Raw genomic sequence first — 21,597 nt, forward strand, 5'->3', positions numbered from 1 at the left:
CTTTCGGGGCCAAGTTGCAATAAGCCGACATCCGTCTGGGCGAATGTCGGCTTCCCAAACGGATCGGCCATCATCGGCCTTCGGACCGCGCACGCACCGTGCTGAAGTCATGACGCACAAGCAGGTCGCCGTTCCGCCACACCGGCACGAGCAGATCTTCCTCCACCGCGATCCCATCGAGCCTTGCCGCCGCCATCCGTCCGTCCTTCATCACCACCGCCTGCCGCCCGGCCTTGCTCGCCTTGCCGGGGTCGGTGCTCGGCATCTTGAACACGTCGTGCCACTCGCCGTCGGCGCCGAGCATCGCATTCGCCTTCATCGCGAAGCGCAGCGTATCCCGGTTGACATGCTGCAACATCCCGCCGCCCATACCAAAAGCGATATTGTCGATCGCAAAGCCTTCTTCGATCATCCGATCGACGAGCAGTCCGATGCTGTCGACCGTCATCCCGTCGCCTTGAATCACACGGACATGCGGATCGAGCACACGATAACCCTTCCCATTCACGCTGCCGCCGAACTTTTCCCACAGTTTCTTGACTGTGCGCAGCGGCGTTTCGATCGGGTCGCCACTGTCGGGCCGCACGACAAGCGTGCCCTGCCGCGCCAACACCTTTTCGCGCAGGCTACCGCCCCAGATGTCGGCAACCGCAACGTCGAGATCATAGCTGTCGGACACGACCGCTACGATCCGTCCTTCGCCGTCGAAACGATCGAGCATATTCGCATAGGCCGCTTCCTCGCGCGCGCGGCCCCAACTCGTCATCGTGCTATGCTCGGCCGCCGGGATGGAAAAGCCGGCCATGTCGGCGCCATAATAGCGCCGTGCCGCGACCAGCGCTTCCATCGTATCGGTGCCCTGGAAGTTGACAAGATGCGCCAAGCCGCCCAGCCCCGCGCTCTCCGCAGAGGATACGCCGCGCGCACCGAAATCATGGAGCTTGAACGGCAATTGCCCCTCAACGTCGTCGGAGCTCTTCTCGAGGCCCGCGCGGATCACGGCCTTGCACTTCCAGCTCAGCGTTGCGACCGTCGTCGGATACCAGATCGCGCGCAACATCGCCGTCTCGATGAAGGTCGTCAGCCAAGGCATGCGCGGATCGGTATTTTCGAGCTGCACCAGCGGTACGCCTGCGGGAACGATCGCCCCCTCGGGCAGCGCCTTGATCTCGAGCGGCAGATATCCGCCATGGTCGGCGACGATAGCCTCCCAGCCTCCGCGGTTGAACGGCACACCGTGCGCGGCGCAGATTGCCTCGGCTTCATCGACGTCAGCCTTCGTCACCGGCTGAGTGAAATAGTCGAGCAACAGCGGCTGGAGCCCCAGGAAGACTATCTCGTCGGAAAAGGGGTTCGGGCGCGCCTCGACATAGGCGCTGATGACGCGTGCCTCGGGCGGATATTGCAGGAAGTGACTCTGCTTGTAGCTGTCAGTCGCCAGGATCGGGTTTTTCATGATGTGAACTCCTCACATTCGTGTCTGTCGGCAGGACTCCCCTGCCAGTAATTAGAGATCGGCCATCTCTTCGATGATCGACCAATGGTCTTCGAAGAACATCTGCGGCGACAGGTCGCCGAGCCGGTACCAGCGCGCATGCGCGGCGTCGTCACCACCCTTGACCGCGAACAGCTTGCGCCGTTCGGGCAGGCGAAACAGAAAGGCGTGGGTGATCACGCGGCCGCGAAGACTGCGGTTCGGTGCATCGAACACCCGCGTGCGATGATCTTCGACGAAGCTGCCGAGCATTGCGGGCGGGATCTGCCCTTTGCTGTCGGATATCCCCGTTTCCTCGCGCAGTTCGCGGATCGCGGCGTCGCGGATGCGTTCGCCGGCATCGACGAACCCGCCGGGCAGCGCGAGCAGTCCCTTGCCCGGCAGCCGCCCGCGCTCGACGAGAAGGATATGCCCCGACTGTACAACGACGGCGTCGGCGGTGACGAACGGCCCTTTGCCCCATTGGCCGGGATAGTCCGCGAGATATTCACATTCGTCGAGCAGGGAGCGGAAATCGTCACCCAGCTTGAACGCGTCGAGCCAGGACGCGACGTCGGCGGTCAGGATCGACGCAGGCACTTCCGGGATGCGCTGGAAATAGCGCCGCCGCACGTCGGTCGAACTGAAGGTACCGTACTGGCTGTCGATCTGGATGTTGTCCCACTCGGGAAAGAGACGGAGATAATAGGAGGAGGCGTCCTTCCCGTAGCCGGTCAACGCGACTTTGAAATCGGCGATCCCGTGACTGCCGAACCCATGGCCATTGCCGATATCGAGGATGATCCGGTTCACGCGCCGCTGCACCTCGGTCACCCACGCAGTGTCTGAATAGAGATGATCGTCGAGTGGTTCGACGATCAGCCGCTCTTCGGCCATTTCGTGGCGAAAGGCGGCACGCAGCATCGCGGCGCGCTCGTCGAAGGTGAAGGGGTTGCGTGGGTCGCGCGCGACATTTGCCGACCCCACCAGCACGATCAGCCGCTCGACCTGCTGCAACGCCTCCCGGATGACATGTTCGTGCCCGACATGCAGCGGTTGAAAGCGCCCGATGAAGACGCCGAAATCTGCCTTTTTCATCGCTCGAGACTCCCTCGATCCAACTTCCGCCCCGGACTCCCCGGGGCGGCCCGCCTCCGATTCGGTGGCGCCGGGTAACTTATATTCATTTGACATATATCTAGTCAAGATATAAGAAGATGCCATGTCCGATGCCTATAATCCCGCTGATTTTCCATCGCTCGCGGTCACCGTCGACCTTGTGCTGATGACGGTCTCGGACGGCCGGCTGGCGGTTTTGCTGCAGCGGCGCAACGAGCCGCCACACAAGGGCGACTGGGCGCTACCGGGCGGCTTTGTCGGCGTGAGAGAAAGCCTCGATGAGGCCGCAGAGCGCATCCTCACCGATAAGGCCGGACTCTCGCACGCATGGCTCGAACAGCTTTACAGCTTCGGAGATCCCGGCCGCGACCCGCGGATGCGCATCGTCACCGTCGCCTATTTTGCGCTGCTACCGCACGAGGCGTTGGCGAAGGCGCTCGACAGGCGCCAAGATCTCGCGCTCGTTCCGCTCGACATTCCTTGGCCGGGAGAACAGGGCGGTCCAGTCGCCGCACTCGGTCCGGATCGCCGCCCCCTGCCCCTCGCCTTCGATCATGACGACATCCTCGGCCATGCGGTGAAGCGGCTGCGCGGCAAGCTCGACTATTCACCTATCGCCTTCGCGCTGCTCCCGCCGCGCTTCACCCTACGCGCGCTGCAGGACGTCCACGAAGCGATCCTCGGGATCGGCCTCAACAAACCCGCCTTCCGCCGCCGCATGCTCGACAAGGGCTGGATCGAGGGGACCGGCGAACGTGAAGAAGGCGGCGCGTTTCGACCGGCCGAACTTTATGGGGTGAAGCTGGGTGCCCCTTGACGGCCGATCATGGAACGGCGGCATTTGGAAACACATCTTTGGAAAGGAGACGCGGCCGATCTTTTGGTCGTGTTCGCAACTAGACCTGCACCAGATAGCCGATGGAGACCCCGAAGATCATCCCGATCCAAATAGGCACAGTCGCCGGCAGCCCATCCAATCACTCCCCCTGCCCCACCGATGCGGGGCCTGGTGAGGAGATTCGTCTGCCGGTGCCCTCCCAACATCTTCGAAAAACTCTGGTCAATCGACGCGACTCATCCGCGTGTCTATCGAGCCGCAGAACAATGCGCGGCCCTTACGCATATCGCTATTCGTCGCTGATCTCGATCGTGCCGGGATTCGCGATGATGTCCTTAAGCGCCGTTGCGTCACCTTGCTTGATGACGCCGTAGATGGGAAGCTCCGCGAGCGACGGGTCGCGGAGTTGCACGGTTTCCTGTGAGTAGAGATTGACTGTCTCGATCACGCGCGACAGCGGTTCGCCGCGAAAGATCAGAATGCCGCGCGTCCAGGCCGTCGCACTTTCGACATCGGCGCCGTTCGACTGCGAAATGAAGCTGACCTGATTATTCTGGCCGCGAGTGACGCCGAACCGCACGAGTTCGCCCTTTCGGGCCTCCTTGCCGCCATTCACCACCCCGGTCTTCGCATCGGCCAGCAGGATGCGGACCACCCCTTCGACGACCGTCACGATCGCCTCGTCCTTGCCGGCGACCACATCGAAGGCAGTCCCTACCGCCCGCACTTCGCCTTGCGCGACCTGCACGATGAAGGGCCGCGCCTTGTTCGACGCGACGTCGAACAAGCCCTGTCCGCGCGACAGCAGGATGCGGCGCTGAGCTTTGCTATAACGAACCTCGACCCTGCTTTCAGGCGCAAGGGTAATGACCGAACCGTCGGCGAGTTCGATCACGCGCCGCTCGCCCCGTGCCGACTGGTAGGTCTCGGCGAAGTCGCTGCCATTTCGCGGGTAAAACTGCCAGGCCAGCGTCGCCGACACGAAGAGGAGAATGGCGGCCGCGATTTGCGAAAGACGGCGCCAGCTGCGCCGCGGCGCATCGGGCTGGTCGGCCGGCCGCTCGATCGTACCCAGCCATTGCCAGAAGGCGTCGGCTTCCTCAAGGTCGTCGGGATGAACCTGATGCCGCCGGTCGCCGAGCGCCGCCTCGAACACGCTCGCAGCGCGCGAGCCCAGGTCGGACTTCGAAAATCGCTTCACAGCCCGTTCCTCAACGGCCCGAGGCGATCGTAGAGATGTTCGAGCGCCCGCCCCAGATGCTTTTGAACCATGCGCGGCGTGATCCTGAGTTTGAACGCCACCGATGTCGTCGACATCTCATCAAATCGCCGCATTATGAAGATCTGCCGACAGCGCGGAGGCAACTCGCCGAGGGCCGCCTCAAGGGCTTCCCGAAGGTCGACATAGCGTTTTCCGTCTTCTTGCTCGGCTCGCGCCATGGGCTCGTCGGCGTCAGTCGCATGTTGGAGATTCTTCAGTCTTCGATGATGGTCGGTGATCAGGTTGGCGGCGATACGAAAAAGATAAGCTTGCGGCTCGTCGACCTGGCGCTCCTGGCACGACTGGATGAGCCGGGCGCAGGCTTCCTGGACCAGATCCTGCACCTCGTCCGGATTCGAAACACGGCGCGACACGAACGCATGGAGTGCCGCCCGAAGCGACGCGAGCCGCGCCGCATCCAGCGGCACGCCTTCGCGCGGAGCATCGCGTCCATTCGCGAACAGGCCCAACCCCTTCTCCCCGTTAGAATGGCATTTGGGAAGTATGACGGTTGAGGTCATCAAAAGCGAACCTCAAAAACATCGTCACAAAAAAATAAACAAAACTGACGCGCGAGGTTCGCATTTGGATGCCTGCCTCGTCATAGTAGGCGGTAACCGAACCCGACAGGGCCGGGGCCGCCAGGGAAGCAGACGCTACAGATGGTCTGCGAAAATATGGGGGCTCATATGATGAGGGGATATTTTCTTGCTGGTCTGGCTGCTTGCGCAATTGCGGCGCCGGCGTCTGCGCAGGAGACACGCTACACGCTGGAACTGCCAGCGCAGCGTCTGGACAGGTCATTGTTTTCGGTCGCGCAGCAGACGGGCGTTCAGCTTGTCTTTACCGATCCGGCCATCGCGAAGCTGAAGGCACCGGCGATCTCGGGAAACCTGACGATCAACGAAACACTTTCGGCTCTTTTGAAAAATACCCGCTACACTTACCGTTTCGCGAGCAGCAATGTCGTTCGGATCGTTGGCAAAGAGCAGTCGCGCAGCGCTGCGGAGCGCGTCTCCTATGCTCAGGCCCCTCAACCCGGCGGCGCGTTTCAGCCGGGGGAACAGACGTCGGCACCGGCTGAAGCGATGGCGCCGCCCGAGGACGAAATCGTCGTCGTCGGGTCCCAGATCAAGGGCAGCTCGATCACAAGTGCGCTGCCGGTGACGGTCGTGGATTCGCAGGCCATCGCGGCGACGGGCGCCGTCTCGGGGGACGAGCTGTTTCGTTCGATTCCGCAGATGGGCGATGTGAGCTTCAACAGCGCCTATCTGCCCAACAGCTCGAACTCGGCGCGCGGCGACATCGGTTCGGTCAACCTTCGCGGCCTCGGCGTTGGCAACACGCTGGTGCTGATCAACGGCCGGCGCGTCGTCGCCCATCCGACGAGCCGCGCCGACGACAATCTCGTGCCCGTCCTCACCTACAACACGAACGCAATCCCCGTGTTCGGGATCGAGCGCCTCGAGGTGCTCCGCGACGGCGCGGCCGCCATCTATGGATCGGATGCCGTGGCGGGCGTGGTCAACACCGTCCTTCGCAAGGACTATCAGGGCATTACCGGCGAAGCCCAAGTCGGCTGGGCCGAAGGCACCAGCCTTCAGGAAATGAACCTCAACCTGCTGGCGGGAACCCGTCTCGGCAATCGCGGCAATATTTCGCTGTTCGTGAGCCACGACCGCCGCACCGCGCTCGAGGCCAAGGATCAGGACTATACGGCATCGGCCGACCTGCGCCCGCTTTTCGCGGGCACCGCCTATGCGGACAACACATCCGTCGACGGACGCACCACCATTTCGCCTTGGGGCTCGTTCCAGACCGTGGGCAATTTCGTCGTGCGCCAGGGCGCGACCGCGCTCACCAACGCCTCGGGCCAGTTCCACATCCAGCCGGCAACCAATGCGGGATGCCAGACCTCGCTCGGCAATGGCATTTGCATCGACGACGGGACCAACGCCGCGGCGGGCGACCGCAATCTTCGCTTCGACGCACCGGCCGCATTCAACACCAGCGTGATGCCGAAGATCACGCGCACCAATATCTTCGTCAACGGACGATATGAGCTGACCGAAGGCGTCGAATTTTTCGGCGAAGCGGGATATTATAGCGCGAATTCGCGTAGCGTGCAGAGCTCGACCGGAACGCTCGCAGCGGGGCCGGTCGTGATCCCGGCATCGAATTATTACAACCCGTTCGGCGCCGTCACCTTGCCCAACGGCCAGCCCAATCCCAATCGCCTGCCGGGAATCAATGCGCCGGCGCAGGGCGTGCCGGTGACGCTCAGCACTTATGGCTTCGCCGACGTCGGACCCAATATCGTCCGGGTCAAGAATGAGCAGTTCCGCCTGCTCGGAGGCCTGCGTTTCGAGGTGCTTGGCTTCGATGTCGAAACGGCGGCGCTCTATTCCGAAGCGACGGTGCGCGACCGTTCGGACGGCATCAGCCAGACGCTCCTCCAGCGCCAATTGGCGCTCTCGACGCCCGACGCGTACAACCCGTTCAACGGCAGCAATCTCGCAAACCCCGCGAGTTTCGACACGACGTCAAGCAATGCGGCGGCGCTTAATGCGATCCGGATCACGACCGAGCGCTTCAGCAAGTCGAGTTTGGCGCTCGCCGATATCAAAGCAAGTAAGCGCGATCTGTTCGCGCTGCCGGCAGGCGATGTCGGCATAGCCTTCGGCGCCGAGGCCCGGCGCGAGACCCAGTTCGACGATCGCGATCCGCACGTCGACGGCACGATCACCTTCCGCGACACGGTCACCGGCTTCGTCAATCCGAGCGACCTCGTGGGGTCGAGCGCTTCGCCCGACACCCGCGGAAAGCGTACCGTCTTCGCGGCCTATGGCGAATTGGCGATCCCGCTCGTCTCGCCGGAAATGAACATCCCGCTGGTCCACAGGCTCGATGTCCAGATCGCGGGCCGTTTCGAGCATTATGACGACGTCGGCTCGGTCGCCAAGCCCAAGATCGCCGCCGCATGGGACATCGTCGATGGGCTGCGTCTGCGCGGCTCCTATGCCGAAGGCTTCAAGGCACCGAATCTCGAGCAGGTCAACGCGACGGTGGTCACGCGCTCCAACACGCGGACCGACTATGTCCGCTGCGAGGCGCGGCTGCGCAAAAACGAGATCGCCAACTTCACCCAGTGCACCGACAGTTTTTCGACCAGCGCGCAGCGGTCGGGCAACCCGAACCTGAAACCCGAGGAATCGCGGGCATGGTCGGCGGGCATCGTTGTCGAACCGCGTTTTCTCGAATCCGCACTGGGCCGGATCGTGCTGACCGCCGATTACTGGAACATCCGGCAAACCGGGGTCGTCGGTCTGTTCGGCGAGGGCAACGCGCTGATCAACGACTATCTGCAGCGCGTCGGCGGCGGCACCGATCCGAACGTCGTCCGCGCCGCGCCGACCGCCGACGACACGACCCTGTTTGCCGGCACCGGCCTTACACCCGCAGGGCGTGTCCTCTTCGTCCAGGACCAGTATCGCAACCTCCTGCCGCAGGAGGTCGCCGGTATCGACCTTGGGCTGAGCTGGCGTTTGCCCGAGACATCGATCGGGAAATTCACCCTCAATCTGAACGCGGCCTATCTCGACAAATTCTTCCTCCAGCCCTCGCCGGAAGTGCAGGCCCTTCTGGAAGCGCGCGCAGCCGGCACGATCAACGCGGGCACGATCATTGCCGAACAGGGCAATCTCATCCGCCGCAACGGCAAGCCGAAATGGAAAGCGTCGGGATCGCTCGTCTGGAACTATGACAAGTTCCAGATCGGTGCCTATACCCAATATACCGGCGATGTGGAGGACACCGGCCTCGTCAACGCCACCGGCACGCGCTGGGTGATCGACGACCAGCTCACCTTCAACCTCTATGGGCAGGTCGAGGTCGGCGACGATACCGCGGGCCGGTACCGGGTCCGGATCGGCGTCCGCAACCTCACCGACAAGAAGCCGCCCCTATCGTCGAGCGGTTATCTTGCCAGCCTCTACAACCCCTATGCCCGCTATTGGTACGCCAATGTGAAGGTGTCCTTCTGATGCGGACGGCGCGGCTGCGCACGCGCGCCGTTGGATGGATGATCGGGGTGGCGCTCATCGCGCCGCCCCATATCGCCCTGGCGCAACAGGCCGCACCGGCGGAAATCGCTTCCCCCGCCAGCCCGGCGCGGGGGCCAAGCGGAGGCGATCTGGTCGGCTATGGCCAGATCCATAACCCGGAAATCGGCCGCGGCGGCATGGTCGTCAGCCAGAATGAGATCGCGACCCGGGTCGGCGTCGACATCCTCCGCAAGGGCGGCAACGCCGTCGATGCCGCGGTCGCCACCGGCTTCGCACTCGCGGTCACTCTGCCCCGCGCCGGCAATGTCGGCGGCGGCGGCTATATGGTCGTGCATATGGCGGCGCATGGCGCGGCGCCGGCGCAGACCATCGCCATCGACTATTATGGCCAAGCGCCGCACGCGACGACTCCCGATCTCCTCCTCAATGAGAAGGGCGAATTCGACAGCCGCAAGGGCATGTCGATGAAGGGCGTCGCTATCCCCGGCACGGTCATGGGGCTGTGGGAAGCGCACAAGCGCTTTGGCAGCATGAAATGGGCGAGCCTTGTCGCGCCGGCGATCGAACTCGCGAAAAAGGGCGTCATCCTGAGCGACGACGAAGCGCAGGCGACCGCGGCGCGCAAGGACGTCATGAGCCGCGATACTGCCGCGCTTGCGACCTATTTCAAGCCGGGCGGGACGCCCTATGCCGCAGGCGAACGCTTCAAACAGCCCGATCTGGCGTGGACGCTCGGCCAGATCGCGCAAAAAGGGCCCGACGGCTTTTACAAGGGCCCGGTCGCCGACCGCATCGCCGCGAGCATGAAGGCCGGCGGCGGGATCATCGACCTTGAAGATCTGGCCAATTACCGGGCGGTGGTCTCCGAGCCGATCTGGTCGGATTATCGCGGCTACCGGATCGCCTATATGCCCCCCACCTCGTCGGGCGTGAGCGTCGCCGAGGCGATGAACATCCTCGAGACCTTTCCCGTCGGCGAGCTCAAATGGGGCAGCGCCGCGGGCCTCCATATCCTTGCCGAGACGCTGAAGATCACGGCAGCTGACCGCCGCCTCCTCGGCGGCGGCCCCGACTGGCGGACGCCCGTCGCCGGGCTCGCCAGCAAGGCCTATGCCGCCGAACGTGCCAAGCTGGTGCGACCCGATGCAGTCCTCGATGCGAAGACCCTGCCCGACGGCAATCCCTATCCTTTCGAAAGCAAGGATACGACGCATTTCTCGGTCGCCGACGCGCAGGGCAATGCGGTCAGCAACACCTATACGCTTTCGGCCTCCTACGGCGCGCATGTCGTCGCGACCGGGACCGGGGTCCTGCTCAACAATTCGCTGGGCAACCTCGCTTGGGGCGCACGCGCAAAAGAGCAGAAGGCGACATTGCCGGTGCCGGGCAAGCGGGTGGGGTCGACGATCACGCCGCTGATCGTCTTCCGGAATGGGCGTCCGTGGCTCGTCAGCGGCACGCCGGGCGGCGGATATATCGTCGCGACGATGGTGCAGATGTTGTCGAACGTGATCGATCACAAGCTCAACATTGCCGAGGCGGCGATGCGGCCGAGGATCAATCAGGGCGGCGGCGATGCGGCGCTCGAACTCGAAGAGGGCTTCTCGCCCGACCTCGGCGACCTGCTTCGCGCCAAAGGCCATGACGTCAAACCGTCGAACACGATGGGCAGCACGCAATCGATCATGATCGAGGGCGAATTGTTCCTGGGCGCCGCCGACACCCGCCGCCCCGACGCGCTCGCCGCGGGCGTCCGCTGAAAAGGAAGAAATCCGATGAAATTTACTTATCTTCTGACGGCGGCAGCCGCCGCCTCGCTCGGCGCTCCCTATGCCTATGCCGCCGACGCAGACCATAAGGCGATAACTGGCTTGGTCGAAAAGCGCGAAGCCTCGCTCACCGCGCTCGCGCGGTCGGTCTGGGAGTTTGCGGAGGTCGGCTACAAGGAAGAGCGCAGCTCGGCGCTGCTCGCGGGTGAGCTCAAAAAGGCGGGCTTTTCGGTGACGACCGGTATCGGCAGCATGCCCACGGCGTTCAAGGCATCCTTCAAGCGCGGCGACGGGCCGGTCATCGCCATCCTCGCCGAATTCGACGCGCTGCCCGGGCTCGCGCAGGACGCCAAGCCCGAACGCGCGCCGATCGCCGGTCAGGCGGCAGGTCATGCCTGTGGCCATAATCTTTTCGGGGCCGCGTCGGTCACCGCGGCGATCGCGGTCAAGGAATGGATGACGGCGAACGACATCAAGGGCGAGGTCCGCGTCTATGGGACGCCCGCCGAAGAAGGCGGCTCGGGCAAGGTCTATATGGTCCGCGCCGGGCTCTTCGACGACGTCGCGGCGACGCTACATTGGCACCCGTCCGATACCAACGGCGTCAGCATCGGTTCGAGCCAGGCCAATATCAGCGGCAAGTTTCGCTTTCGCGGCGTCGCCTCGCACGCCTCGGCCGCGCCCGACAAAGGGCGATCGGCGCTTGACGGCGTCGAGATCATGAATGTCGCGGCCAATTATCTGCGCGAGCATGTGCCGATCGGGACCCGGATCCACTATGTCGTCACGAACGGCGGGCAAGCCCCCAACGTGGTGCCCGACTTCGCCGAATCCTATTATTATGTCCGCAGCACCAACGTCGATGTCGTGCGTTCGGTCTGGGGCCGTGTCGTCAAGGCGGGCGAAGGCGCTGCGCTTGCGACCGAAACCAAGGTCGAGCCCGAGATCACCGGCGGCGTCTATGCGATGCTCGGCAACGAAGCGCTGGCCGCGGTGATGCACCGCAACCTGGTCGAAGTCGGCGGCCCGCGCTGGACCGACGCGGACCGCGCCTGGGCCGAGCAGATCCAGCCGGGGCTGCCGACCCGCAAGCCGCTGACGAGCGTTTCGGAGATCGGCGCGATCGGCTCGGACCCCACCGGCGGCTCGACCGATGTCGCCGACGTCAGCTGGGCCAGCCCGACGATTGGCCTGACGGTCGCCACCTGGGTTCCGGGCACGCCCGCGCATAGCTGGCAGGCCGTTGCTGCGAGCGGCGCGCCGATCGGTGCCCGCGGCGCCGTGGTCGCCGCCAAGACCCTCGCGCTTTCGGCGGCCGACCTGTTCCGCCAACCCGAGGTGCTGAAAGCGGCGCGCGCGGAATTCGACAGGAAGCGCGGGCCGGACTTCCGCTACCAGGCGCTGGTTGGCGATCGCGCCCCGCCCCTCGATTATCGCGATAAGTCCGACGGCGGCGGCTAGATCGTAGAGGCACAAATGGCCCGAGCTCGAAGGGTTCAACCTGGTGTCGATGGAATGGCTGCTTCCGGGCGAAAGCAAATCATCCGTGGACGGTCGGCATGGGATGTCCAGCCGCCATTGCTTCCGCAGTTTGTCCAGGGCTTTCTGCAGACCCCTGCGGCTACTGGTGAATAGGAAAATGGTGGCAGGGCTTGTATCGAACCTATATATTATCCATATGTTTTCTATAGATTTATTTTGTCAATAAGCTCTCGTACCCCCACACTTTTCCCCACATTTCTTATGCCATAACGATAGTTCGATTAGCAAAAATTGTCCATTTTGGCGTGAATCGATGCGATATCCCGATGCGCTTCGCTCCAGTGTTGGCTGGCTACGGCCGGTCCGCTTTTGAGAAATCCAAGCGAGAGAGCGGACATTCTTCGCGCGTTTGCAATCTCTCGGAACCGTGTGGGCTTGGTCTACTCGGACAGTTGCACGCGGTCGCGACCGTCGCCCTTGGCTCTGTAAAGTGCACGATCGGCGCGCTCCATCAGAGCCTGCAGGTTTTCGTCTTCCCTCGCAATTGCGACGCCGAAGCTTGCCGTAGGATTTGCCTCGCCGGACATAAGAGCCGGAGCGGTTTGCTTGAATGACGTTCTGATCTCTTCGGCCAGTTCGTGCGCGGAGACGGCCGCGCCTGAAGGTAGCATGATCGCGAATTCTTCACCGCCCAGACGCGCCATAATCGCACCGCCTGGGGCTTCCTCCTTCAGGATGTCCGAGAAGTGCCGGATGATCAAATCGCCGCTGCTGTGACCGAACAGATCGTTGATCGATTTAAAATGGTCGAGATCGCTGAGAATGATCGCCGCCGGCTTTCCGGCCGTCTGCCTCGCCATTGCCCTGAGCGCGCGAGGTTCGAAACCGCGCCGGTTGAACAATCCCGACAGAGTGTCGATCAGCGCGTCGGACTTGATGCCGTCCATCACGTCGCTGGCGATAACCGCGAGGATCCCAACCGCCGTCATCGCACAGATGAGCGCATCGGAAATCGAAACCACAAGCCAGTACGAACCCTCGAACCGCTGGCCCGAAGCGCCTGATGCAATCAGGAACAACGGCCGAAGAAGATAGCCGGCGAAGGAGACGAGGAGCAAACCGAGAAGCACCTGCTCTACCGGCGTACGGCGCGGTGCCCTTGCAACATCCAGCAGCATCAAAAGGCTGAGGACAGCCAGCCCGCAATTGAGGATGATGACCCGGGCCAGCAGGTTCGGATCCATGAATTGATAATAGTGGAGAGGCCCCAGCGTGAGCGCTCCGATAGCAAGGAGAGCACCGTAGCGAGGCCGTCGCCCGCGCCGATTGGACAAACCGATGGACAGCAGCATGATCGCGAACAGCAGGAAGATGTTCGCCGAATAGCGCAAAACCGGGTTTTCCAACGAGAAGGCGAAGTAGAATATGCCGAAGCACAGCGACCTGATCGCGTACGACAGGCCGAATACCCTGATATAATTCAGAGTGCGGTTGTTTCGCCATATCGCCAGCAGCGCGATGCAGAATATCGCCGCCATGCTCGTGTTCAAAATTCCTATGACGTTATAATAATTCATACACCCGACCAATGACGAAAAATCGGATTCCCGATCCGGTTGGTGGGAAGGGATGCTATAATCCTGGTAAAGGTCAGGTGAATGCCATTCCGGAACGACGGAGCAGCGACACGCTCAATATCCAGTGACGTGTTTCCGCAGACCGAAGCTCATTAGCGCAACTGGCCGTTGGCGGTCAGCCACTTTGAGACAAAAAATCGCGGGGAGCGGACATTGGATACGTTGCCGTAGCGATCGACCAATTGCGACCTCTCGCCGAGGCGAATGCCTCAATAGACAGTCTGTCGTCATTTGATCCTTTGCGCATGGAGTTCGAACGAAGGGCCAGCATTCTACACTGCCAATAGGCGCGACAATATCCGATGAACTTGTAGAGCTCCGCAGATCGCTTCTGTATGAGCCCATCGATCAAAAACCGGCGGAGCAGCAGTCTGACTCCGCCCTGCTCCTGACCTGTCCTTTTCAAAGCCTTAGCGGCTGGCCTTCGCTTCGCGCAGACGCTAGCTTTCGCCGCCGTCGTGCGAATCGCACCTTTAGCGACCGACGGTTTCGCCGTCGCGGCCGGTACGTGGGCGGCTAACAGGGGGGGATTTATGAGCGGCGTTCTGCAGGCACGATCGATTCTGGCAAAGGGCCATTCCATGGGATCGCCGGTTACGCCGCCCCGCAGCCCGGCACGCTTGCTTTACACTACCGCCCTGCAAAGCACCGTTCGCATCGCCGCAGTGAGTGGCCTGGTGGCGACGGCCCTGCTCGCGGTGCCGACATTGGCGCAAAACACCAGGGGCGGCAATGGCGGGCAAGGCAATAACCCCGCCTCCTTGCCCGTGGGCGGAGCCAGCAGCCTGACCGGGACGGGGGGCGCGGGTTCCGGCACCAGTGAAACCTACGAAGGCGCTGGCGGCGGCGGGGCCGGCGCGATCGGGGGCAAGGGCGGCGACGCATCAAATGGCGGCCTCGGCGGCGCGGGCGGCGCCACTCCGGGCGCGTCGGGGGGGAACGGCGTCGGCGGTGGAATCGGTAGCCGGGCAAGCGGCGGCGGCGGCGGCGCGCATGGTGCGGTCCTCGTCTCCGCCAGCACGCCCGGCGGCGCCGTTATCGGCGGCATGGGCGGTACCGGCGGAGATTCGGCCGACGGCGACGGCGGCGGCGGCGGCGCAGGCGGTTACGGTATCGTCGTCGATACCGGCGGTCCCCTTGTCTTCAACAATGCGATCACCGGCGGCAATGGCGGCCGCGGCGGCAACGGCTATTTCTATGGCGGCAGCGGCGGCGATGGCGGGCACGGCCTGGCCTTCGCAGGCGGCGCGACGGCGACGATCAACGGCGCGGTCTCGGGCGGAAATGGCGGCGCGGCCGGAGCATTTGTCGCCAGCGGCTGCTGTGCCACCGGAAACAATGGTGGCGGTGGCACCGGGATCGTCGGCAGCAATGTCAATCTGGCCCTCAACGCCGTGGTGTCCGGCGGACTGGCAGGCGATGGCGTCACGCGCGCCACGGCGCTGCGGCTGGGCGGATCGAGCCAACTGACGCTGGGGACCGGATGGGGCGTTGTCGGCGAGATCGCAGTCGATAACGGCGGCAATATCGATTTTGCGCAGCCGACCAACGTCACTCTGGGCAACATGATCTCGGGTGCGGGATCGATCAGCAAGAGCGGCGCGGGTACACTCACGCTGACCGGAGCGAACAGTTTTTCCGGCCTGACAACAGTCCATTCCGGCACGCTCAACGTCCGCAGCAGCGGCGCGCTGGGGTCAGCGGCGGCTGGTACAGTCGTCGAAAGCGGCGCCGCGCTTGAGGTACAGGGCAGCATCATACTCAGCGACGCGCTGACACTCAACGGGATCGGCGTTGCCAATGGTGGCGCGCTGCGCAGCGTATCCGGCTATAATTTCATCGACGGCGCGATCGCATTGCAGTCGGACACGCGCATCAACGGCGACGGCCCCACGACCAGCCCCGGCGTCGACGAACTGGTGCTGAACGGCCCCCTCACCGGCAATAATTTCGCCCTCACCTTCGGGGGCTCCGGCCGCACTTCGGCGAACGGGGCGATCAATGGTATCGCGTCGCTGACGAAGGATGGCGCCGGCGTGCTCGCCCTGACAAACACCAACGTCAACGCTCTGATCACGATTAACGCGGGAATATTGCAGTTCATCGGCGGGGCGGCGGTGGCCGATAATGCAGCCGTTACGGTCAATTCGCCCGCCTTTATTCAACTCGCCAATTCGGAGACGATCGGCTCGCTTGCCGGTAGCGGCAACGTCCAGATGTTCTCCGGAACCACGCTCACGGCCGGGGGCAACAACAGTTCAACCACCTTCTCGGGCGCACTTCTGGAAGGCAACCCGGGCGGCGCCTTCACCAAGACCGGCACCGGTACCATGACACTGACCGGCGCGAACAGTTACACCGGCGCGACCATCGTTCAAGCCGGCACGCTTGTCGCCGCCAATGCATTGGCGCTGGGAACAATCGCTGGCGGTACTGTCGTGCAGAGCGGAGCATCTTTGCAAGTCCAGGGCGGCCACACGGTCGCCAATGAGGCGCTGACGATCAACGGCACAGGCCAGGCCGATGGAGGTGCGTTGCGTGGTGGCACGGGCACCAGCGGTTATTCCGGTGTCATCACGCTCGGCTCGGACTCGCGGATCAATGGGGACGGTGGTTTCATTATCACCAATGCTGTCAACGGCGGCGGGAACGGCCTGACGGTCGGCGGCGCAGGCGGTGTGTATTTCTCTGCCACGATCAACGGCATTTCGTCGCTGACCAAGGATGGCACCGGAATCGCAGTGATGTACGGCGCCAACAGCTATACCGGCCCGACCACGGTCAACGCCGGCACCCTCCAACTCGACAGCGGCAGCGCGATAGGTGATGGCAGCACCGTCGTCGTGAACGGTTCCGGCACCCTGCGGGTCTCAGCGTCGGAGACGATCGGGTCGTTGTCGGGCACCGGAAGCCTCATTCTGCAATCCGGCGCAATCCTGACGACCGGCGGCGACAATGGCTCGACGATATTTTCGGGAATTAGCGTCGAGCAGCTCGGGGCCGGCGGCCTTACCAAGATTGGCACGGGCACTTTGACGCTGAGCGGCACGAACAGCTATTCCGGCACGACGACGATCAGCGCGGGCACGCTCCAGATCGGCAATGGCGGTGCGACGGGCTCGCTGGGCATGGGCAATATCGTGAACAATGCGGCGCTGGTCATCGACCGTTCCGATACTCTTGCGTTCGGCAATCTGATCAGCGGCAGCGGAACGGTGACGCAGAGCGGTTCTGGCACGCTGCGGCTCACCAATGCCGGTAATAATTATGGCGGCGGAACGATCATCGAGTCCGGTACCGTCGAGATCGGCGCCAACGGCGCGCTCGGCACGGGCCTGGTGCAGTTCGCCGGAACGGGGACGCTCGGCACGACGGCGGGCGTCTCCGCCACTGTCAATAATCTGGGGATCAGTGGCGGGGCGGTTGCAACGGTCGGCGCTGCTGCCGGCCAGACGCTGACGCTCGCCGGCGCGCTGCAAATGGCAACGGCCGCGGGAACATCGCTGCGGTTCGGATCGGCGACGCAGACCGGCACGGTCAACGCCAATTTCACGAGTCTGGGCTTTGTTCCCAACGCCGGGTCGGTCGCTATCGACGGCGGAACCCTGCGGCAAAACTCGTCGCTCGCGCTTTGCTTCCTCAACGCCAACGGCGGGATGAGCATCGCGTCAGGTGCGACATATGACATCAACGGATCAACGGGCGCGGGCGTCAACCTGACCGGCGGCGGGACGATCACCAATGGACTCGCCGGGCTGGCGCAATTCCAGGCCCAGCAGACGGCGACAAGCACATTCGCGGGATCGATCAACGACGGGGTCGGCGCGACATCGCTTTTGGTGCGCGGCGGCGGCCGTCTAATCCTGACGGGCACCAACAGCTATTCGGGCGCGACGACCTTCAACGGCAATTCGACGCTGCAGATCGGCAATGGTGGCACGACAGGGTCGCTCGGGACGGGTCAGCTTAGCCTCGACAATGGTCAGCTCGTCTTCGACCGATCCGATACCCTCACCGCCGCAAACCGCATCACCGGCAACGGCACGCTGCGCCAGTCGGGTATCGGTACGACGGTCCTGACGGGCAACAATATCGCCGGGCAGACCTTCACCGGTACCGCGTTCGTCGATTCCGGGCGCCTCGCGATCGACGGCGATTTCGGTGACGTGACGGGCAACAGTGCGCAGCTCGTGGTTGGTGCCGCAGGTACGCTCGGCGGCAACGGCACCTTCTTCGGCAATGTCGATGCGCAAAGCGGCACGCTCGCTCCCGGAAACAGTCCCGGCACCCTGACGATCGCCGGCAATCTGACACTCGGTGCAGGGACGATCCTCAATTTCGAACTGGGTGAAGCCGGCACGGTCGGCGGACCTGACAACGACCTGGTCAACGTCGGCGGCAATCTGATCCTCGACGGCACGCTCAATACCATTGCTGCAACGCCCGCTTATGGCCCCGGCTACTACCGTCTGTTCAACTATGGCGGGACGCTGACCGACAACGGCCTGCAGATCGGATCGATCGCCGGCGGCTTCACCCCGACCCTTCTCACCAATATCGACGGACAGGTGAACCTGCTGCTCGGTGATGGCGCGGGGCAGATCGTCCAATATTGGGATGGCGCCGACATGACCGGCTCCGGCGCGGCTGCAAATGGTAACGGAGGTGCGGGCATCTGGAGCGCGGGAGGGACCAATTGGACGACCCCGACCGGCTATGCGGTCAACGACCGGTGGCAAAGCCAGGTCGGCGTCTTCGGCGGCGCCACCGGCGGCTCCGTGACGATCGACGGCACGCAAAGCTTCCAGGAACTGCGTTTCGTGACCGATGGTTATGCGCTGGCAGGAAGCGGCGGACTCGCAACGACGGGCGGGTTCTCGGTGGTCGATGTCGACAATGGCCTCGGCGCGACGATCGGGGTCCCGATCGCCGGTGCGGGCGGCCTGACCAAGACCGGCGCTGGCACGCTGACGCTGAGCGGTGCGAACAGCTATGCGGGCGTCACAACGATCAGCGCGGGCACGCTCGCGCTGGCGCCGACAGGAAGCCTGACGGGCAATGTCGAGAACAGCGCGATCTTTAACAACGCCGGGACCGTGGCGGGGCGCGTCACCAACAATGCGACGCTCACCAGCACCGGCATTCTTGCCGGCGGGCTTGTAAACAGCGGAACCGCTTCTCTGCAGAACCGCGTCGATGGCAATGTCAGCAACCTAGCCGGAACGATCACTTTGACCGGGACGACGAGCGGCATAGCGCGCGTCGATCAGCTGGCAGGCGCGACTTTCGGCCTCGCCGGCTTCAGCACCGCGATCGGCGCGTTGAACGGTGCAGGAACCGTCCAGCTCGGCAACAACGCCGGATCGGTACTGACGGTCGGCGACGCGTCCTCGACGCTCTACGCCGGCACCATCGCCGGCGCCGGGGGCCTCGCGAAAGTGGGCAGCGGAACGCTAACGCTGACCGGTGCGCACAGCTATGCTGGCATCACGACGATCGGTGCGGGCACGCTGGTGCTGGCCTCGACCGGCAGTTTCGCAGGCGATGTCGAAAACAACGCGACTTTCCACAATGCCGGCACGGTGTCGGGCGCGTTGCGCAACACCGGCACCCTTTCCAGTACCGGGATTCTTGCGGGCGGCCTTGTCAACAGCGGTGCTGCATCGCTGCAGAACCGCGTTGAGGGCAATATCAGCAACCTCGCAGGCACGATCACCCTGACCGGAGCCACGGGCGGCATCACCCGTTTCGATCAGGCGGCTGGGGCGACGCTCGACCTTGTCGGCTTCAGCACGACCATCAGCGCGCTCAGTGGCGCAGGAACGGTCCAGCTCGGCAGCAACGCCGGGTCGGCACTCACCGTCGGCGACGCGTCCTCCTCGCTCTTCGCGGGAGCGGTAACTGGCAGTGGGCGTCTCGTGAAGGCAGGCACCGGGACGCTGACCTTGACGGGCGCAAACAGCCACAGCGGCGGAACGCTGATTTCGGCTGGCGCGCTGCGTCTCGGCAATGGCGGCACCTCGGGCTCGATCAGCGGCCCGATCGAAGTCAACGGCACGCTGATCGTCGATCGCAGCGACAGCTATGCGCTGACCAACGCGCTGTCAGGAACGGGTAGCCTTGTTCAGGCGGGCACGGGGACGACCATATTGTCTGGCGCCAACAATCTGACCGGCGGCTTTGTCGTGTCGAACGGGCGGCTGCGCGGCGACACGGTCGCATTCGGCGTCAACACTATTCGCGCCGACGGTACGATCGAATTCGCGCAGGCTGCAGCCGGCAGCTACGCCGGCCAGATCAGTGGCACCGGGCTGTTCGAGAAGACCGGCGCCGGCCGCCTGACGCTAACCGGAAACTCAAGCTTTGCGGGGCAGACGCGCCTTCTAGGCGGTGAACTGTCAGTCAGCGGATCGCTCGCCCAATCGAGCCTTGCTGTTGCTGCAGGTGCGCGCCTCTCTGGCACCGGGACGGTCGGTACTGTCACCTTGGCAAACGGTGCGACAATCGCGCCGGGCAATTCAATCGGCACGCTGAACGTCAACGGCGACATCACATTCGCAGCAGGCTCGATCTATGAGGTGGAGGTCGACCCGACCGGCACTGCGACCGATCTGATCGCCGCCACGGGCCGCGCGATCCTGAACGGCGGGTCGGTGGTGCACATCGGCCTCAATGGCAATTATCGCCCCCAGGCGACCTATGCGATCCTGACCGCTGCAGGCGGTGTCCAGGGGACCTTCGCCGACATATCGTCGCGCTTCGCCTTTCTCGACCCGAAACTGGGTTACAGCGCGAATGCGGTCACCCTCACGCTCGAACGCAACGACATCGACTTTACCGACGTGGCAACCACGCTGAATCAGCGCGGTGCCGCAACGGGGGTACAGGCGCTTGGCTTCGGGAACGCGGTCTTCGATACCGTCCTCACTCTCGATGCAGCCAGTGCCCGTGGCGCCTTCGACCTGCTCTCCGGGGAAATCTACGCGTCGCTGCAGTCGGCGTTCGTTCAGGAAAGCCGTTTTGTGCGCGGCGCCGCGCTCGACCGGATGCGCCATGCCGGTGCCGCCGCCGATGCCGAACCGGGCCTGCGCTTCTGGATGCAGGGACTGGGATCCAGAGGACATCTCGACGGCGATGGCAACGCACGCCGGTTGAAACAGGATTCGGCCGGCTTCCTCCTCGGGGTCGATGCGATTGCCGACGAGACGGTACAGCTTGGCGCCTTTGGCGGCTATCAGCAGGGCGACGCCAGCGTCCGCGACGCCGCGTCCGATGCCGACATCGACAGCTATCATCTCGGGGTCTATACGGGCGCCGACCTCGGCGCGCTCAGCCTTCGTGCCGGCTATGCGTTCAGCTGGCACCAGGCCGACGTCACCCGCCGCATCGCATTCGCCAATTTCGCCGATACGGTCACGGCGGACTATGATGCTTCGACCGCGCAGGCCTTTGCCGAGATCGGCTATCGGCTCGATATCGGGGCGACGCGGATCGAACCTTTTGCGCAGATCGCGCGGATATGGGTCGACAGCGAGCGGCTCGGCGAACACGGCGGCGCGGCGGCGCTCGAAGTCGCGCGTGCAAAGATGTCGGCCAGCGTCTCGACGCTCGGCGCGCGTCTGGATCAGGGCTTTTCGCTCGGCTCGCTGAATGCGGGCCTGCAATTGTCGGCGGGCTGGCGCCACGCCTTTGGCGACCGTATGCCGGCGACTATCAACCGCTTCGGCGGTTCGCCCCCGTTCGCCATTGCCGGAACCCCGATCGCGCGCGATGCTTTTGCGGCCGACATTGGAATGGACATCGCCTTGTCGGAGCAGGTGAAATTCGGCATCGCGTACAGCGGCGACGTCGCGAGACATGCCGAGTCCCACTATGGCCGGGCCACCTTCTCCTGGAATTTTTGAGGATGTCGGGAGTCCAGCGACCAATTTCTGCTCGGTTTCTCTTCGGCTC

10 protein-coding genes are annotated in these 21,597 nt (G+C 63.8%); 5 read left to right on the forward strand and 5 right to left on the reverse strand.

Going from position 1 to position 21,597, the window contains the following annotated elements; genetic code table 11:
• Positions 1-70 precede the first annotated feature (70 nt).
• Both AC07NV_RS00070 and AC07NV_RS00075 read right to left on the reverse strand, forming a co-directional pair.
• Positions 71-1,456, reverse strand: a complete 1,386-nt coding sequence (locus AC07NV_RS00070) for a nicotinate phosphoribosyltransferase (protein WP_495164302.1) — start codon at positions 1,454-1,456, stop codon at positions 71-73.
• A gap of 51 nt (positions 1,457-1,507) precedes the next feature.
• Positions 1,508-2,572, reverse strand: coding sequence for a bifunctional nicotinamide-nucleotide adenylyltransferase/Nudix hydroxylase (locus AC07NV_RS00075; protein WP_495164303.1), 1,065 nt, complete (start codon positions 2,570-2,572; stop codon positions 1,508-1,510).
• 124 nt (positions 2,573-2,696) lie between these two features.
• Between AC07NV_RS00075 and AC07NV_RS00080 the strand changes: the two genes are divergently transcribed.
• Complete coding sequence (locus tag AC07NV_RS00080; RefSeq protein ID WP_495164304.1) at positions 2,697-3,410, forward strand: NUDIX hydrolase; 714 nt, start codon at positions 2,697-2,699, stop codon at positions 3,408-3,410.
• A 310-nt stretch (positions 3,411-3,720) separates the two neighbouring features.
• On the opposite strand, the gene AC07NV_RS00085 is transcribed toward AC07NV_RS00080, so the two are convergent.
• Positions 3,721-4,632 (reverse strand): FecR family protein, encoded by a 912-nt coding sequence (locus AC07NV_RS00085; RefSeq protein ID WP_495164305.1) that lies wholly within the window; start codon positions 4,630-4,632, stop codon positions 3,721-3,723.
• Positions 4,629-5,162, reverse strand: coding sequence for an RNA polymerase sigma factor (locus AC07NV_RS00090; RefSeq protein WP_495164306.1), 534 nt, complete (start codon positions 5,160-5,162; stop codon positions 4,629-4,631). Before AC07NV_RS00090 ends, AC07NV_RS00085 begins: the two co-directional genes overlap by 4 nt.
• Positions 5,163-5,381: 219 nt before the next feature.
• Between AC07NV_RS00090 and AC07NV_RS00095 the strand changes: the two genes are divergently transcribed.
• The 3 genes from AC07NV_RS00095 to AC07NV_RS00105 are packed head-to-tail and all read left to right on the forward strand — an operon-like array spanning position 5,382 to position 11,986.
• Positions 5,382-8,735, forward strand: a complete 3,354-nt coding sequence (locus AC07NV_RS00095) for a TonB-dependent receptor domain-containing protein (RefSeq protein ID WP_495164307.1) — start codon at positions 5,382-5,384, stop codon at positions 8,733-8,735.
• On the forward strand, positions 8,735-10,516 hold the full coding sequence (gene ggt / locus AC07NV_RS00100) for a gamma-glutamyltransferase (RefSeq protein ID WP_495164308.1): 1,782 nt from the start codon (positions 8,735-8,737) through the stop codon (positions 10,514-10,516). Before AC07NV_RS00095 ends, ggt begins: the two co-directional genes overlap by 1 nt.
• 15 nt (positions 10,517-10,531) lie before the next feature.
• Positions 10,532-11,986, forward strand: coding sequence for an amidohydrolase (locus AC07NV_RS00105; protein WP_495164309.1), 1,455 nt, complete (start codon positions 10,532-10,534; stop codon positions 11,984-11,986).
• 461 nt (positions 11,987-12,447) lie between these two features.
• Here the strand turns inward: AC07NV_RS00105 and AC07NV_RS00110 are convergent, their stop codons facing one another.
• The gene (locus AC07NV_RS00110) at positions 12,448-13,584 is read right to left on the reverse strand and encodes a GGDEF domain-containing protein (RefSeq protein ID WP_495164310.1); all 1,137 of its coding nucleotides are present in this window, start codon (positions 13,582-13,584) and stop codon (positions 12,448-12,450) included.
• 593 nt (positions 13,585-14,177) lie between these two features.
• Between AC07NV_RS00110 and AC07NV_RS00115 the strand changes: the two genes are divergently transcribed.
• On the forward strand, positions 14,178-21,548 hold the full coding sequence (locus tag AC07NV_RS00115; RefSeq protein WP_495164311.1) for an autotransporter-associated beta strand repeat-containing protein: 7,371 nt from the start codon (positions 14,178-14,180) through the stop codon (positions 21,546-21,548).
• Positions 21,549-21,597 lie beyond the last annotated feature (49 nt).

It is taken from the genome of Sphingopyxis sp. GW821-FHT10B01 (assembly GCF_059415685.1).

What these genes read in the sequence shown, in the direction of transcription:
- AC07NV_RS00075 (WP_495164303.1), bottom strand. Translation starts at nt 2,572, where the DNA reads ATGAAAAAGGCAGATTTCGGCGTCTTCATCGGGCGCTTTCAACCGCTG.
- AC07NV_RS00070 (WP_495164302.1), bottom strand. Translation starts at nt 1,456, where the DNA reads ATGAAAAACCCGATCCTGGCGACTGACAGCTACAAGCAGAGTCACTTC.
- AC07NV_RS00095 (WP_495164307.1), top strand. Translation starts at nt 5,382, where the DNA reads ATGATGAGGGGATATTTTCTTGCTGGTCTGGCTGCTTGCGCAATTGCG.
- AC07NV_RS00115 (WP_495164311.1), top strand. Translation starts at nt 14,178, where the DNA reads ATGAGCGGCGTTCTGCAGGCACGATCGATTCTGGCAAAGGGCCATTCC.
- AC07NV_RS00080 (WP_495164304.1), top strand. Translation starts at nt 2,697, where the DNA reads ATGTCCGATGCCTATAATCCCGCTGATTTTCCATCGCTCGCGGTCACC.
- AC07NV_RS00105 (WP_495164309.1), top strand. Translation starts at nt 10,532, where the DNA reads ATGAAATTTACTTATCTTCTGACGGCGGCAGCCGCCGCCTCGCTCGGC.
- AC07NV_RS00110 (WP_495164310.1), bottom strand. Translation starts at nt 13,584, where the DNA reads ATGAATTATTATAACGTCATAGGAATTTTGAACACGAGCATGGCGGCG.
- ggt (WP_495164308.1), top strand. Translation starts at nt 8,735, where the DNA reads ATGCGGACGGCGCGGCTGCGCACGCGCGCCGTTGGATGGATGATCGGG.